This window comes from Microcystis sp. M179S2 (assembly GCF_020245805.1).
GTDB classification, from domain to species: Bacteria; Cyanobacteriota; Cyanobacteriia; order Cyanobacteriales; family Microcystaceae; genus Microcystis; species Microcystis aeruginosa.
The window spans coordinates 24,365-41,139 of the sequence record NZ_JADBUE010000108.1 but is presented as its reverse complement, the minus strand read 5'-3'; the positions used below and the strand labels follow the sequence as shown (position 1 = coordinate 41,139).

The 16,775-nt window shown below is 39.8% G+C and carries 11 protein-coding genes; 9 read left to right on the top strand and 2 right to left on the bottom strand.

Features of this window, described 5'->3' with window-relative positions; translation table 11 throughout:
• Positions 1 to 394 precede the first annotated feature (394 nt).
• Positions 395 to 2,359, bottom strand: a complete 1,965-nt coding sequence (locus IM500_RS06320; protein ID WP_190720617.1) for an FAD-dependent monooxygenase family protein — start codon at positions 2,357 to 2,359, stop codon at positions 395 to 397.
• Positions 2,360 to 2,480: 121 nt separating this feature from the next.
• Between IM500_RS06320 and IM500_RS06315 the strand changes: the two genes are divergently transcribed.
• The 3 genes from IM500_RS06315 to IM500_RS06305 all read left to right on the top strand — a co-directional run bounded on the left by IM500_RS06315 (position 2,481) and on the right by IM500_RS06305 (position 4,445).
• Positions 2,481 to 2,723, top strand: coding sequence for a hypothetical protein (locus IM500_RS06315; RefSeq protein ID WP_002763591.1), 243 nt, complete (start codon positions 2,481 to 2,483; stop codon positions 2,721 to 2,723).
• A gap of 7 nt (positions 2,724 to 2,730) precedes the next feature.
• Positions 2,731 to 3,546, top strand: coding sequence for an LmeA family phospholipid-binding protein (locus IM500_RS06310; protein WP_190720614.1), 816 nt, complete (start codon positions 2,731 to 2,733; stop codon positions 3,544 to 3,546).
• Between the two features lie 218 nt (positions 3,547 to 3,764).
• Positions 3,765 to 4,445, top strand: a complete 681-nt coding sequence (locus tag IM500_RS06305; RefSeq protein ID WP_190720610.1) for a GerMN domain-containing protein — start codon at positions 3,765 to 3,767, stop codon at positions 4,443 to 4,445.
• A gap of 44 nt (positions 4,446 to 4,489) precedes the next feature.
• Here the strand turns inward: IM500_RS06305 and IM500_RS06300 are convergent, their stop codons facing one another.
• Positions 4,490 to 5,551, bottom strand: coding sequence for a mechanosensitive ion channel family protein (locus IM500_RS06300; protein WP_061430518.1), 1,062 nt, complete (start codon positions 5,549 to 5,551; stop codon positions 4,490 to 4,492).
• A 28-nt stretch (positions 5,552 to 5,579) separates the two neighbouring features.
• On the opposite strand from IM500_RS06300, the gene IM500_RS06295 reads away from it, so the two are divergent.
• From IM500_RS06295 to IM500_RS06270, 6 genes are all read left to right on the top strand, one after another.
• Entirely contained in the window at positions 5,580 to 6,071 is a 492-nt protein-coding gene (locus IM500_RS06295) for a c-type cytochrome (protein WP_061430519.1), read from the top strand.
• A gap of 237 nt (positions 6,072 to 6,308) precedes the next feature.
• Positions 6,309 to 8,459 (top strand): O-linked N-acetylglucosamine transferase, SPINDLY family protein, encoded by a 2,151-nt coding sequence (locus tag IM500_RS06290; RefSeq protein WP_190720607.1) that lies wholly within the window; start codon positions 6,309 to 6,311, stop codon positions 8,457 to 8,459.
• Positions 8,460 to 8,476: 17 nt separating this feature from the next.
• Positions 8,477 to 10,630: an O-linked N-acetylglucosamine transferase, SPINDLY family protein gene (locus IM500_RS06285; RefSeq protein ID WP_190720604.1), complete on the top strand. Its 2,154-nt coding sequence runs from the start codon at positions 8,477 to 8,479 to the stop codon at positions 10,628 to 10,630.
• 19 nt (positions 10,631 to 10,649) lie between these two features.
• Positions 10,650 to 12,809, top strand: coding sequence for an O-linked N-acetylglucosamine transferase, SPINDLY family protein (locus tag IM500_RS06280; RefSeq protein ID WP_190720601.1), 2,160 nt, complete (start codon positions 10,650 to 10,652; stop codon positions 12,807 to 12,809).
• Between the two features lie 12 nt (positions 12,810 to 12,821).
• On the top strand, positions 12,822 to 14,975 hold the full coding sequence (locus IM500_RS06275) for an O-linked N-acetylglucosamine transferase, SPINDLY family protein (RefSeq protein WP_287737985.1): 2,154 nt from the start codon (positions 12,822 to 12,824) through the stop codon (positions 14,973 to 14,975).
• A gap of 407 nt (positions 14,976 to 15,382) precedes the next feature.
• Entirely contained in the window at positions 15,383 to 16,774 is a 1,392-nt protein-coding gene (locus IM500_RS06270) for an NAD-dependent malic enzyme (RefSeq protein ID WP_287737984.1), read from the top strand.
• The last annotated feature ends 1 nt before the right edge of the window (position 16,775 follow it).

The window sequence follows — 16,775 nt, the reverse complement described above, 5'->3', positions numbered from 1 at the left end:
CATGCGGGCGCTGGGTTTCATGCTTCAACCCAACCTACGTTCTAAATCCGTTGAGTATAGGCTACTTATGAAGACAGGCACTCATGCACTCCTGCAAAAGGCAAAAGTGGAAATAAATAATCAGTCTTTAATAACTGGATTTAGTGTAAAAACTCAAATCTGATCCCCGATAGCTGTCTGGGAGTCTCCTACTTAGGGTTGGCTGAATAAATGTGAAATATAGACGAGGTAAGGGTTTTAGATGCCTGTTTCGCTCCCACAGGTGCAAGATTTTGAGAGAATCGTGGTTCAAAACCTTGCATCTTCGGGGCGAAGCATTTCGGATAGGAAATCTACGGTTTCAGCGATAGGTTATGCCCGAATGCTTCGCCCCTACTTTTTCAGCAAACTCTAATTAATTTCTTAGGCCATAATTAAAACTCAATAACTTTAACCATAGGCGAGGATTGTCTTTTTCTAGCCAGCTTTGGGAGTTTTTTAACCATTGGGAAAACCAGGAACCGAAAAGCAGATTTTTGACTCCATCAAGGCTAAAATCGAGATAGGAACCCAACCAGCGAATTAAATCCTGACTGCCGGCCATTTCTGCTATCCATAACAGTAAAGCGGGGTTTTTTCTGGCCGCTTTAATTGCTAAACGGCTAAAGGTCAACCAATCGGTTTTATCCTTAATAAAAGTTTCGGAAACCTCCGGCGGTTCGTCGGCCAATAAACCGAAAAATGTGTTTAACATGGCGTTAATTCTTTGGGGGGGTAAGGTTTTTCCCGTGGGAACCATCATTCCTTTAGAAAATAACCAAGTTACCGCCACATTACTTTGATAGGCCCGCACGTTTTCTAGGTCTTTAGCTGTTAGTAAATCGTGTTTTAAGGCCGTATCCAAAAGATGGGTTAAGCGCTCTAAATTACGCACCAAAGAACCGAATCCAGTAAAGATTAACGGTGATTGCAGGGAGGCGGCATCACCGATGGCTAAAATGCGATCAAAGGAGACAATTCGATCTTTTTTTCCTGTGCTAAAATGCCCCGGTATATAACCAAAGGTGGGTTTTTTCCAAGTTAATTTTTCTGGGTCACACTGTCGATATTCGGGCAAAATAGTAAAGAAATCTTCGTACATTTCCAACAGAGAACCGGGGTTATCTGGATGGACTTGATGATAGTGAAATAGATAAAAGGTTAATTCTTTTCCTTCCCCCGGAAATAATTCCCAAATTAATTGCCTACCTCTAGAAATATCGCCATGGGAATTTAAGACATCACCATAGTGAGAATCCCACACCACCGGCTCGAATCCTTCTACTACTGCCCCCACCGTCGGACAGACACTATCAAAGGCACGCACTCCGTTTAATTGCCAAGCAATGGCAGAGGCGGAACCCATGGCATCAATCAATAAACGGCCTTTTATCTGTTGAATTTCTCCACCATGATTAAGGGTGACAGTAACACTATTAGCAGTAATATCAGCCTTAATAAATTCGGTTTGATCGAGAATTTTACCGCCATGATCCTGTATTTTTTTAGCGCAGGATTGCAGCAATTTATCGGAATTAATGGCGATATTTAAAACCGTGGGAGTATGGAGAATCTCCGCCTTCAAATGGGGGGGATTATTGCCATCAAAAAACTTATTAAAGCCATCGATGTATTCTTGGAAGATTAATTCCTCGAATTCTTCGGCGGTAAATAGGCCTAAATTAATTAAACTTTGAAACTCCGATCGAGAGATATTCCATTCCCGATTCATCCGTCCGAAAGGCAGTCTTTCTACTAAGAGGACTCGATAACCTAATTTGGCCATCTGTGCCGCATGAATTGCCCCCAAGGCACCACCAATATAAATTAAGTCGTAGGTGATGGGATGATCATTTTCCTCACTGCTAGAGAAAATTACCGGCTGCGGTTGTTGGGGATTTTTGGCACTGTCGCGCCAACGTTTTTCCCACCAATACAAACGTTCTAAATCTGCCTCCCCTTGCGGCATTTTGCGGAAGTAGTGAACCGTTAGGGGATAGTCCGCTTCTAAATCTGTAAAAATTGAGTGATTTTTTTGATCGATATTTGGTATCGTGTTATGCTGCGGCGGAAAACGCTTTTGTAAAGCTCGATCGAGCTGCCGAGTCAGGGATGTTTCTTGATCATGCGATTGCTCACCCCAGCGGAAAACTTTTAAATAAGTAGTCCGTTGCAGCGTCCAGACAAAGATCGACAATTCGATCGCCTCCGATAAGCGCAATCTCACCCCGTTAGGTGTATTTGTCTTGACACCGCTTGCGGGTTGCCAATCGGATTGTAACCACTGACAAACGGCGATCGAGTCGGGAGTCGGAATTTCTCTGTAAAGTATTTCTCTCATCTTGATTTAGCTATTACACCCAAAAATCGTCTGATTACGCTAGACTACACAAAAAGTTTTCTGAAAAAAGTTTAAAAAACTTTACATACCCAGATTAATACACAGCCTACCCCATCTGATTATGAATTATCCCATCCCGACCACCCCCGAAGAAATTGCCGCCCTCCGACAGCGTCCCGTCGATGAGGAGATGATCGCTGCCGTGATTGCGGGAATTATTAGAATGGCCCGCGCTCAGGGTCAATCTCTCGATGATCTGACTGAAGAAATTCTCGCAGAAGACCCGATTTTAGATCAAGTGCAACGACGTTGGTTAAGTCAGCTTTTGACTAATGCTTGGCAAAATTTAGCTGGATGGGTGTAATTGAGCGATGGAATGGCTAACAATCACTCTCGCTGGTGTTTTGACCCTGTTAACTCCCGCAGGGGCAATTATCGATACGGTTTTAGCCCATACCCTTCGCTCCCAAGTCCAAAAAGTGGAACAATTAGCCGTCAGGGTCGATAATACTCCCAATTATCAGGCTCTGCAAGGCAAAATCGCTCGAGTTCGCATTTCCGCACGGGGAATTTATCCCCTTGCTGATGTTCGCATTGAGAAGATCGAGCTAGAAACTGAGCCAATTAGCCTCGATTTGCGGCAATTACAGCAAAAAAACAGCAGTTTAGCCGCCGCCTTGCGCCGAACGGCTGCGGGAGCATTGCATCTTGTCCTCACGGAAACTAATGTTAATCAAGCTTTACAATCAGCAGCGGTCAAAGAACAAATTCAGACCCTGATTAATAATCTGATTCCATCTAGGGAAGAATCGCATAGCACAAAATATCAACTTAGTCAAGCAAATTTTAATTTTCTTAATAATAATCGAGTCGCCCTCAGCCTGCAGCTAGAGACCCAAGGGCCGGACGGTCCCGCAGCCAGTCTCGATCTGAGCCTAGAAGTGGGATTTAAGCTAGTGCAGGGGCGAAAAATCGAGCTTATTGACCCCACAGCCACTCTTAATGGTCGTCGCATCTCCTCGCGCCTTCTCAAGGGGTTTGCCGAGGGTATATCCACCCAGTTAGATTTAAAAAACTTCGAGAAACAAGGAATTATCGCCCGCCTTCTCCAATTGCAGATCGACGATGATAAGCTGAGTATAGCCGCCTTTGGCAGCATTGAACCTCGATCGGGGAACCCCAATTAAATTTAACGGTCGGAAAACAGGAGATCGGAAGTGGGAATTATGAATTATCAATTATGAAGTGGGGTGGTGGGGAAGTGGGGAAGTGGGGAGATGGCGAGAATAAAAGCGTTCGACTGCTCACTTAAAACTGATAACTGCTCACTTAAAACTTAAAACTTAAAACTGATAACTGATAACTTAAAACTGATAACTGATAACTGATAACTGATAACTGAATTATGCCTAGTTCTCGCTCTAGTGATAAAATCTCTTTGCCTTGGATAATTGGTATCGGCCTCGCTTTATTTACTGCTGGTGGGGCCACTGCTTGGTTTGCCGTCCATCACCTATCTTCCTCCCAGAAAACCAGTGAAAACCCGATTGAATCTCCCAGTCCGGTGCCGATAAGTCAATCACCAATTGTTGAACCGCTTTCTCCTGGTCCAGTGAAGACAAGTCCGACAGCAACTCCTGCAGCTATTCCTGTTAGGGAAACTCGACAGGTTTATTGGTTAAAAGTGACCGATACGGGTAATCAATTAGTCACCCAAGAAATTACCGTTCAAAAAGCGGATAGCGACGACCGAGAGTTAACAGCAGTATTGAAGATTCTATTAGCTGGTCCAAGTAATCCTCAGGACATGACTACTATTCCCCCCGGGACTAAATTACTGGATTTAAAAGTAGATAAAACGGGAATTAAGATTAATCTCTCGCGCGAGTTTGGCAATGATGATGGTCCTGATATGTTAATCGGTCGTTTGGCACAAATCATCTATACTACTACTACCGAGGATCCCAATGCCAAAGTCTGGATTCAAGTGGAAGGAAAACCCCTAGAATTATTAGGAGAAGGCCACGGTATTGAAGTTGTCCAACCGATGACTCGTAAGTTTTTTGAGGAGAATTATCAATTGTAATTTGTCCGCGCATTTCAATTGTTTGTTGCGATAGCAAATTGAGGTTAACTAGGGGGATTACTGGGGGGATAGGGAAAAAGAATTGGATAGGGAAGTTTAATTCCTTCTTGCTGATAGCGTCGGTGTAGGAGTTTAATAAATTCGTGTTTAATGGTGAGATGTTGAAAAAATTCTTCTTCTACCACCTTGAGATAAACTGTTAGCACAATGCTATAGTAATCGAGTTTACCATAAAGAATCAAGGGTTTATAGTTACCGAGGTGAGGTTGCAATAACTGAGCGATTTCTTGCATAACTTCTAGGGTAACTTTTTCGACTTTTTCTAAGTCACTATCGTAACTAATGCCCACTTCCACGGGAATCAGTAGGGAGTGATCTGGTAAACTATAGTTACGGAAACTAGAAGAAATGATCTGAGCATTGGGAATAACCAAAAGATTATTGGTAATTTCTTCGATGACTGTGCATCTTAAATCCACATCTCGCACATAACCAGCTTCTCCCGTTCTCAGTTCAATATAATCTCCCGGTCTAACTTTTTTAGAAGTGATAATATTAATCCCCGACATTAAATTAGCTAGGGTATTTTGGAGAGCTAAACCGAGGGAAACACCCCCAATACCCAAGGCAGTAAGCAGGGGAGTTATAGAAATGCCAATCGAGCTTAAAATCAGCAAAAAACCGCAGCTAAAAATCAGAACTTTGGCGAGAAATTCAAATAGGGAAGTTAGGGAAGAAATGCCATCATCTCCCGTGGTATAAACTCGTAATATTTCCACGGATAATTGAGCAACAACCCAAGTAGCCGAAGCTAAAAAAGCCACTAGCAGAAATGTTTTGCTCAGGAGAATGAGGGAGGGAAAGAGGGGAAGATTAGGAAGGGAGAGGGCAATATTTAAACCCAAAAGTCCGAACCAAAGTATGCTTAATCCACGAAGGGAACGTAAAACCCCTTCCGAGAAACGCAGGTTTTTTTCTCTGGCAATTGATAAAAGTTGACTGACAACGCGCTTTTCTACGAGCCATCCCAACAGCAGGAAACTGAGGATGATGGTGATAGGTAAGATAATATAGGGCCAATCTTCCAGTCTGGTTAATAGGTTCATTGCTAGAGGGTTAGAAAAAGATGCACTTTTGTCTTATATTATTCTCCATTTGCCTATCTCTAGCAGCGGCGGTGGAATTTTGGGGCAAAAAGTTGCAAAATGTAAAGAGAAACTCATCTTTCCTTCGGCAGCTTGCGTGAATAGTCAGTTAGTTAAACCAAAATTCGGGCTTTATCGATTCTTAATGGTTATAATCGTGGTTTTGTTCCTGATTAGCACCTTTTTAATCACTTTTCATCTGGCTAAGATGTCGGATCCCTACATTAAAGAGGTGTTATCCCTACAAGGTAATGTCAGTCGCGGTTACGAAATCTTTCAGATTAACTGTGCTGCTTGTCACGGCCAGTTTGCTGATGGCATCGTCGGACCGAGTTTAGAGGACGTTTCCCATCGCAAATCGAGAATTAGTCTGATTGAACAGGTAATTAGCGGTAAAACCCCACCAATGCCCAAATTTCAGCCCGATTATCAAGCTATGGCCGATTTATTGGTTTATTTAGAAAATCTTTCAAAAAACTGACTCTTGGCTGACATTGATGGTAAGCTAGGACGCATTGAAACTGGGTGGAGAGTGACAGGTGGGGAATGGAGAGGTGAGGGAATGGGGAATTTCAACTAAAATCCCAAAACCCCCCGCAACACGCACGCAGTGACCACCCCAAAACCCAACCCCTGAGCGACTGATAAATTTTACTTATATAGAAAAATTTTGCTTCTATTTGGGTACGCTAGTAGAGACACTTAACGATAAATACTTATGTCTTGGCATTCCCAAGTTGAACCGGCAGTTATCCAAGGGGATTTCTGGCAAGTTAGCCAGTTTTATGAGGAAATTACGGAGAAAGAACCCTTAGAAATTAGTCATTATTGGTATTTAGGATTAGCCTATCTTTTGGAAGCTAGGGAAGAAGAAGCACAAACTACTTGGTTATTCGTCCTCAGTCAAGGGGATGAACAGGAAATGACTGCGTGGACAGCAGATTTAGTCAATATTTTGGATGGGGAAGCGCGAAGACAATTAGAGTTAGGCAATTTAGAAACCAGTTGGTTAATTCGAGGACATATTCGCGAGATTAGTCCCGATAATATTGATAATTTACTGCGGTTTATTTTATTAGCAATTAATTTGAATTATTTTGAAAAAGAGCAGTTAAAAACTTGGTTATTTGTCGATGTGTTAAAAACAAATAATTTCCAGAGTCTGGAGTTAAGTTTATTAGCAGAAGTTTTAGAAAAATTTCTCGATTATCAGATACCAGAAATTGTCCCTTACTTAGAGGCAATATTTCAATCTAACTGTCAGCGACAAACTTTCATCAAAGTAGTAGAAGCTAAAGTACCTTCTCTAGCCATGAATAATAAACCATTGGCTATTGATATTATTAATACTTGTTTAGCAGTGGAACCAGAGCAAATTTATCTGTTAGCTGAACTTTATCAATGTTATTTTGATAATCGAGATTTTGCCGCTGCTATGCAAGTAGCTAATCAATTAAAAACAAGTTGTCAAGGGTTGCCTTCTCAAGCTGTAGCTGATTATATTGCTCTTTATGTCAAATTATTTAGTGGTAATTGGGTCGATATTAAGGCAGATATTGAAGAATATGCAGAATCCTTGCAAAAAAGTATCGCTAATCGAGAATGTCCCAGATTATTGAATAAACCATCCCTAACAATTTTATCCCCTCTAGCTTACCTAGAAGATAACCCAAGAAAAAATCGTTATATTAGTAATTGTGTTGGTCAACTTTTTCAGGAATATGTTCGCAATAATTCTAACTGTCATTCTCTGCAAAAATCGACTATTAAAGATGCCAATAAAGTTCTTAAAATTGGCTATATTGCCCATACTTTATATAATCATTCTATCGGATTAATCTCTAGATGGTTAATGAAGTATCATGACTATAATGAATTTCATATCTCCTTATACCTAGTATCTCAACAAGAAGATTTTATCACTAAAAATGATTTTAGAAATCAGGTAAATGCTTGCTATAATTTACCTGATAACCCGCTGCTAATTGCTGAAAAAATTAGTCAAGATAACATTGATATTTTGGTAGATTTAGACAGCATCACTAATAATACTACCTGTCAAGTCATGGCACTAAAACCTGCACCAATACAAGTGACTTGGTTAGGTTTTGATGCGTCAGGAATTCCTGCAATTGATTACTATCTTGCTGATAATTACGTTTTACCAGCAGATGCACAGGAATATTACCGAGAAAAAATTTGGCGCTTACCTAATTCCTATATTTGTCTGGATGGTGTCGAGGTTGCTTACCCCTCTCTCCGAAGAGATGATTTAGGGATTCCAGAGGATGCAATTAATTACTTAACCGTACAAACGGGGGTTAAACGTAACCCTGAAACTATTCGACTTCAGCTACAAATTTTAAAGGCAGTTCCTAATAGTTATTTGAGTATTCAAGGGTTAAGTGATGCTAAATCAGTGGAAAAATTATTTTTCAAAGTTGCCGAGGAAGAAGGAATTAATTATGAGAGATTAAAAATCTTACCCCTCTATCCCACAGGAATTTATCGAGCAAATTTAAGAATAGCTGATGTGGTTTTAGATACCTATCCTTTTACGGGAGGAATGACGACTTTAGATGTGCTGTGGATGGGGATACCTTTGGTTACAAAAGTTGGTCAACAATGGTCATCGAGAAATAGTTATACTTTAATGGTTAATGTGGGAATTAGTGAGGGTATTGCTTGGAGTGATGAGGAGTATATCGACTGGGGGATTAAGTTAGGTAAGGATGAAAACCTGAGACGCAAAGTTATCGCTAAATTAGATGAATCTAGACAAACTTCCCCGATTTGGAATGCACGTCAGTTTACTAAAAATGTAGAAATTGCCTATCGTCAAATGTGGCAAATCTATTGTGAAAGTTAATTAGGGAGAATTAAACCATGTCTTGGCAAAATGAAGTAAAAACCGCTTTAGAAAACAATCAATACGATATTGTTAGTCAGTTTTACGAAGAACTGATAGAAAAAGAACCCCTAGAAATTAGTCATTATTGGTATTTAGGATTAGCCTATCTTTTGGAAGCTAGGGAAGAAGAAGCGCAAACCACATGGTTATTCGTCCTCAGTCAAGGGGATGAACAGGAGGTGATGCTGTGGACAGCAGATTTAGTCAATATTTTGGATGGGGAAGCGCGAAGACAAGTTAAGCTAAAAAATTGGCAATTAAGCTGGGTAATTCGTCAGCATATCTACCAGATAAATCCAGATAAACTAGAAAATTTATTATATCTAGTCCTGTTAGAAATTAAGCTAGAATATTTTTATCCCCAAAAACTTAAAGATTGGCAAATAGTTGATTTAATTAGTTCGGACAAGTTAACAACTTTCGATATAAATTTACTCCTAAACACAATCTATAGACTTCTAGATTGGCCAGCGCAAGAAGTTCTGGACATTATCATAACCCTTTTAAAAATAGAGTCACAACAATCGGCAATATTGGAAATTATCGAACAACATATTGAAAAAATTTATTATACCGATAAAACTAATGCTGTTATTTTGACTCTTAGCTGCCTAGATATTATACCCGATCGCTTACTACTTTTGCATAAAATTCATCAATACTATATCGAGACTGGTAACTTTGAGTTGGCCTTGGAAACTGCCAATAAAATCAGGAATTTATCCAATGATAAAGTATCAAAACTGGATAGTATTTATCTGCTGCTCTATACGGAACTTTTAGCAGGTAATTGGTTAAATATTGGCAATAAAGCTCAGGAATATTATCAAGCAATTCAAAATAATTTAGAACGGTGTCAATGTCCCATGAGAAATCAAGCTGAGGTTATTTCTATTACTTCTCCCTTAGCTTATTTAAAAGATGACTTAGTAGGCAATCGCTGGTTAACTAATCAGTTAGCTAAACTATTTCAAGAGGCAGTTAGAAAAAGATTTAATCAAGTTACTATCGAGTCTCAGAAACCTAAAGATGTCAATAAAAAACTAAACATTGGCTATATTGCCCATACTTTACGGCGACATTCCGTCGGGTTTTTAAGTCGCTGGTTAATTCATTATCATCAACGAGATAACTTTAATATTCATCTCTACCTAGTCAATCAAGTCGAGGACGATATTACGGAACAATGGTTTAAAAATAAGGTGGATAAGTATGATAATTTACCAGCAAATCCCCAAATTATTGCTGAACAAATTAATCAAGATAACATCGATATTTTAGTAGATTTAGATAGTATAACTAAGGATACCACCTGTGGAGTTATGGCAATTAAACCTGCACCGATTCAAATAACATGGTTAGGATTAGATGCCACGGGAATACCTGCTATTGATTACTTCCTTGTAGATAATTTAGTTTTAGAAAAAAATGCTCAGGAGTTTTATCAAGAGAAGCTTTGGCGCTTACCTAATTGTTATCTTGCCGTGGATGGATTTGAAATCGGGACACCAACTCTAACCCGAGAGGATTTAAACATACCAGCAGAGGCAGTTACTTATTTAACTTTGCAAGTGGGATTAAAAAGAAATCCTGCCACAATTCGCTTACAAATGCAGATTATTAAAGCAGTACCTAACAGTTATTTATTAATCAAAGGTGCGGGAAGTGAAAAGCTAATCAAAGATTTATTTATCAGCATTGCTAAAGAGGAAGGAATCGATGAAAATAGATTGCGCTTTCTCTCAGGAGTTGCTACGGAGGAAATTCATCGCGCTAATCTCCAAATTGCCGATGTGGTACTCGATACCTATCCCTACAGTGGTGCAACCACTACTCTAGAAACTCTTTGGATGGGTATTCCTGTAGTGACAAAAGTTGGTCAACAATGGGCCAGTCGTAACAGTTATACTTTTATGACTTATGCGGGAATTAGCGAGGGTATTGCTTGGAGTGATGAGGAGTATATCGATTGGGGAATAAAATTAGGAATGGATGAGGAATTAAGAAAAAAAATAGCCATGCAATTGCAAGCTTCTCGTCAAACAGCACAGATTTGGAATGCACGTCAGTTTACTAAAGATGTGGAAAGCTCCTATCGTCAAATGTGGCAAATCTATTGTGAAAGTTAATTAAGGAGAGAATTAAATCATGTCTTGGCAAAATGAAGTTAAAACCGCTTTAGAAAACAATCAATACGATATTGTTAGTCAGTTTTACGAAGAACTGATAGAAAGAGAACCCCTAGAAATTAGTTATTATTGGTATTTAGGATTATCCTATCTTTTGCAGGCAAAAGAAGAAGAAGCACAAGCTACTTGGTTATTTGTTTTCACTCAAGGAGAAGAACAGGAAACTGATTCATGGCTGCTAGAATTAAGCAATATTTTAGCAGCCGAAGCTAACCGACAATTAGAGTTAGAAAATCTAGAAATCACTTGGTTAATTCGTAAACATCTACAGGAAATTAATCCCAGTTATCTCGATAATTTACTGCATTTAACTCTCGTTGAAATTAAATTAAATAGATTTCATCCTCAACAACTGCAAGAATGGCAAATACTAGAATTAATTACTCAGGGTTCAGTTAACTCTCAATTATTGGAACGGGTAGTAATTGCCGTCATACCTTATGCTCATGAATATACCATAGAATTAGTTCGGTTAAGTTTACCCTATCTTGACAATTCTCTAGAATTACTTAATCACGTCATCACTGTTACCCGACGCTTTGCTTTTGAGAAATATCAACCTATTTATTCCGTTGACTTAGCGGAAGCTTTTCTTCCCCTTTATCCCGAAAATTTGTACTTAGAAGTTAATTTATTTTGGTTTTATATCTCTTTACCTGACTATGAAAAAGCCATCAATTTAGTCAATAAGTTGAAAGACAAAAGTCAAACAATTGATTTAAAAATGTTTAGTCAATCTCTTCTCTTTAATGGTTCTTTACGAGCCTCAAAATGGAATGACATTTCTAGTATTTGTCAAGAGTATAAACACTTAATTAAAAAATTTATAGAAAAAAAGCCCCAAGATATACATCCCTTAGTTCGGGAAGCTTTACTAACAGTTATGAACCCGATTTCTTACTATGAAGATAACCCGAAAGAGAATCGACCGCTTTTAAATCAGATTAGTATTTTTTTCCAAGAAACCTACAAAGAAATGCTGGGTTTTCAGGAGGAAGGTTTTGACAAATCCAGAGAATATAATCCCGATAAAAAACTGAAAATTGGTTACATGTCCCAAACCTTAAAACGTCATCCCGTCGGTTTATTGAGTCGTTGGACTATCAATTATCACAATCGTGAGCAGTTTGATATTCACCTTTATATGGTGAGTCAACCCGTGGATGAAATAACTAAAAAATGGTTTTCTAATCCCGCAGATAAAATCTATCATGCTACTGCTGATTCCCTAGCAACCTACCGCAAAATCAAAGAAGATAACATCGATATTCTTGTGGATTTAGATAGTGGTACCGGACCAATGGTTGTCCAAGTTATTGCCTTAAAACCTGCTCCTATTCAAGTTAACTGGTTAGGTTTTGATGGTTCCGGTTTACCCGCAGTAGATTATCTTTTAGCGGATCCTTATGTACTACCAGAAAATGCCCAAGAATATTATCAAGAAAAAATCTGGCGTTTACCTGATGCTTTTGTCGCTGTGGATGGTTTTGAAATAGCCGTTCCTACCCTGCGAAGAGAAGATTTAGATATTAATAACGATGCGGTTATTTATCTAAGTTCTCAAACAGCAATTAAGCGGAATCCTGCGATGATTCGCTTACAAATGCAAATCCTCAAATCCGTAGCTAATAGTTATTTCCTGATTCAAGGAGTTGCTGATGATAATTCTCTCCTAGATTTATTCTGTCAAATTGCCGCAGAAGTTGGGGTAGAAACTAATCGAATTAAGATGCTTCCTCTCTATCAGACGGAAACCTACAGGGCAAATTTAGCCATCGCTGATGTGGTTTTGGACACCTATCCCTTTAATGGTGGTACAACCACCTTAGAAACCCTCTGGATGGGAATTCCTCTGGTGGTTAAGGTGGGGCAACAATGGTCATCACGCAACGGTTATACTTTAATGATGAATGCGGGAATAACTGAGGGTATATCTTGGAGTGATGAGGAATATGTGCAGTGGGGAATTAAGTTAGGATTGGATAAAAATTTAAGAGAAGAAGTCCGTTGGAAACTCCGAAAGTCTCGTCATACATCTCCCCTCTGGAATGCCAAACAATTTACCAGAGATTTAGAAACTGCTTATCGGCAAATGTGGAATATTTATTGTCAATCTTAGCGGATAAAAACTATGCAATGGCATCAAGACATACAAACCCATTTAAACGACAACAATTATCAACTGGTGGTGCAGTTTTATGAACAATTAATTGAAAACAATTCTCTGGTAATTGAGGATTATTTTTATCTAGGATTAGCCTATCTTTTACAAGATAGAGAAGAAGACGCACAAGCTACTTGGTTACTGGTGTTGAGTCAAGCAGCCGAATCAGAATTATCGGGGTGGATAGAAACTTTAACTCAAATCTTAGATGCAGAGGCAACCAGACAAGAAAATTCCCAAAGACTAGAGACAAGTTATCTAATTCGATGGCAGCTACAAAATCTTAATCCTAGTTTTTTAAATAATCTCCTGCATCTGATGGAATTAGAAATACAATTCCAAACATTTGCTATGGAAAAGTGCAATGATTGGTGTGTATTTGAACTGTTAGAGAATACAGCTACAGCAGCAATTAATCTTGATTTACTGCTGCGAGTGACGGAAAAAGTTTTAATCTACCCCTGTACTGATACCATCTACTTTTTAGAATTAGCAGCCTTACATATCAATAATCCAGAAATAATTGCGGCCAAAGTTATCTCAGCAATTGTAAATTATGGTTATCAACAAAAGCAAAGTGGATTTGCCATTAATTTAGTAGAACTTTGTTTGCGCTTTCTACCAGATAATTTATACCTACAAAATAGTTTGTTTAATCTTTACAAAACCACCACTGTTGACTATAAAAAAGCTCTAGAAATTGCCGATAATTTTTATAAAAATTGCCAGACAACTACTGAAAAGCTGTTCGGAATTTCTCTGGTAATTGGTATTTTACAAGCTAAGGGAGACTGGGGAAATTTACCTAAATTTATCGATGAATTAACACAACTAATCGAGCGACAAATTAATGCCGAACAATTTAATGCACGTCCCTTTATTATCGACTCTATTTTAGGAGTTAGTAGCTGTCTTCCCTACTATCAAGATAATCCGAAAATTAATCGCTATTTACAAAGTAAACTAGCGGAAATTTTTCAAGCAGATGTAAGAACACGCTATAACTATATTGCTCCTGTTTATTCTCCAAAATCTCCAGCAAGAAAAATAAAAATTGGTTATATTGCCTATACTCTCCGTCGCCATTCTGTGGGTTGGTTAAGTCGCTGGTTATTTCACTATCATAATCGAGATAAATTTGAAATTTACACCTATTTTGTCAACCAAGCAGCGGACGAAATTACTGAAAAATGGTTTAAAAATAACTCAGATTATAGCTATAACTTGCCAGCAAAAATTGAACAAATAACTGCCCAAATTCGTCAAGACAAATTAGATATTTTAGTGGATCTTGATAGCTTAACCAATAATACCACTTATCTAGTAATGGCCTTAAAACCAGCACCGATACAGGTAACTTGGTTAGGATTAGATGCGTCGGGAATCCCTGCGATTGATTATTTTATCGCCGATAACTACGTTTTACCCGAAAATGTTCAAGAAATATATTCAGAACAAATCATCCGACTTCCTAACTCTTATTTATCTGTAGATGGTTTTGAAGTGGGTGTTCCTACTAGGAGAAGAACTGATTTAAATATTCCCGATGATGCTATTATTTATCTGACCGTGCAATCGGGATTAAAACGCACCTTAAACATGATTTATCTGCAATTGCAGATTCTCCAACAGGTTCCTAATAGCTATCTTTTAATCAAAGGTTTTGCCGACCAAGAAACCATTCGAGAATTATTTCTCAAAAGTGCCGACGAATTGGGAATTAGTCAAGATAGATTAAGATTTTTGCCCAATGATTTCAATGAGGAAACCCATCGCGCTAATCTAGGAATTGCTGATATAGTTCTCGATACCTATCCCTATAATGGTGCTACCACAACCTTAGAAACCCTCTGGATGGGGATTCCTTTAGTCACTAGGGTTGGTGAACAATTTGCGGCCCGCAATAGCTATACTTTTATGAAAAATGCTGGCATTAGTCAGGGTATAGCTTGGAGTGATGAGGAATATGTGCAGTGGGGAATTAAGTTAGGATTGGATAAAAATTTGAGGGAAGAAGTCCGTTATCAATTACGTCAATCTCGTCATACATCTCCCCTCTGGAATGCCAAACAATTTACCAGAGATTTAGAAACTGCTTATCAACAAATGTGGAATATTTAGGGTGCATCTCATTTTTGTCAATCTACTAAGTTGGGATTTTTAAGGGAAAACTCTCTTTTAAAATTGGGCTTTACTTCCGATTTTATTACTCAATCCAGGCTTTTGGGGGGTAGAACCCCCCAAACCCCGGAGCGCATTAGCTTTTCGGTGGGCTGCTTACAGGCAGTTACTAATACATTTGTACGCATTTGAGAGTGACTGATAATTGCTGATTGTCGGTATTTTTGCAAATGTGAGATGCAGCCTTCCTACCTTCTCCCCACACCCCACACCCCACACCCCACACCCCGCTCCCCTGGTGTTAGGCCCAGAGAAACCCTAATAGCTAAAGAAACTGCGCGATTAGATACCAAAGTCCTTCACAGATAGAAGATAATCAATATTTATCAGTATTGGAAGCCTTCAGCATGGTTCATTTAACGCCCAATCCTAGCTATAGTTTAAGTCTCAAGATAGAAATCCCCAATCAAGCGGGAACCTTCGCTTCTGTCCTCAATGCGATCGCCGATGTCGGGGGTAATTTAGGGCAAATTTCTCTGATCGAACGCAATTTAAAGATTAGCACCCGCGAGGTGATGGTTGATGCCGCTAGTACCGACCAAGCGGAACAGATTATCGCCGCGGTTAAAGCTCTACCGGATGTTAAACTCCTGAAAGTTTCCGATCGCACCTTCGATCTCCATCGTCGGGGTAAAATCTCCATTGAGAGTCGTATTCCCCTCACCTCCCAAGATGACCTGGCCATGGCCTACACCCCCGGAGTTGGTCGCATCTGCACCGCTATCGCCCACGACCCCGAACAAGTGTACTCATTGACCATCAAGGGCAACACCGTCGCTGTAGTGACCGATGGTAGCGCGGTATTAGGATTAGGAAATCTCGGGCCGGAGGCTGCCCTACCAGTAATGGAAGGGAAGGCAATGTTATTCAAGGAATTCGCCGGAATTGACGCTTTTCCCATCTGTTTAGCCACCCAAGACCCCGAAGAAATCATCGAAACCGTCAAAAGAATCGCTCCGGTTTTTGGTGGCATTAACCTAGAGGATATCGGCGCGCCACGCTGTTTTGAAATCGAGAAACGTCTGCGAGCGGAATTAAATATTCCCGTTTTCCACGATGATCAACACGGTACAGCGATCGTTTCCCTGGCTGCCCTGATTAATGCCCTCAAATTGGTCAAAAAATCGCTTGATACAGTCAAAATCGTCATTAATGGTGCAGGTGCAGCGGGAATCGCCATCGCTACTCTCTTTAAAACCGCAGGAGCTACAAATATAATCCTCTGTGATTCCCTTGGTATCCTCTCCCAAAAACGGGACGATTTAACCCCAGAAAAACAAGCTTGGGCCGTGGCTGCCAGTGGTAAGCTAGGGGATGCTCTTAAAGGCGCTGATGTCTTCTTGGGGGTGAGTGTACCGGGGGTATTGACTCCCGAAATGGTCAAGGGAATGGCTAAAGATGCGATCGTGTTTGCCATGGCTAATCCGATTCCCGAAATTCAACCGGAATTAATCAATGATTTAGTGGCCGTGGTGGCTACCGGACGCAGCGATTATCCCAATCAGATTAATAATGTTCTCGCTTTCCCCGGATTATTTCGCGGGGCCCTGGACTGTCGCGCTAGGGCAATCACCGATAATATGTATCTGGAAGCGGCCAAAGCGATCGCTTCTCTGATCACTCCTGCTAATCTTGATCGAGAGAATATTATTCCCTCGGTTTTTGATAGTCGTGTAGTTACGGCTGTGGCCGCCGCCGTTCAACACGCTGCTCGTCAAGATGGAGTGGCCGGGGAATAAT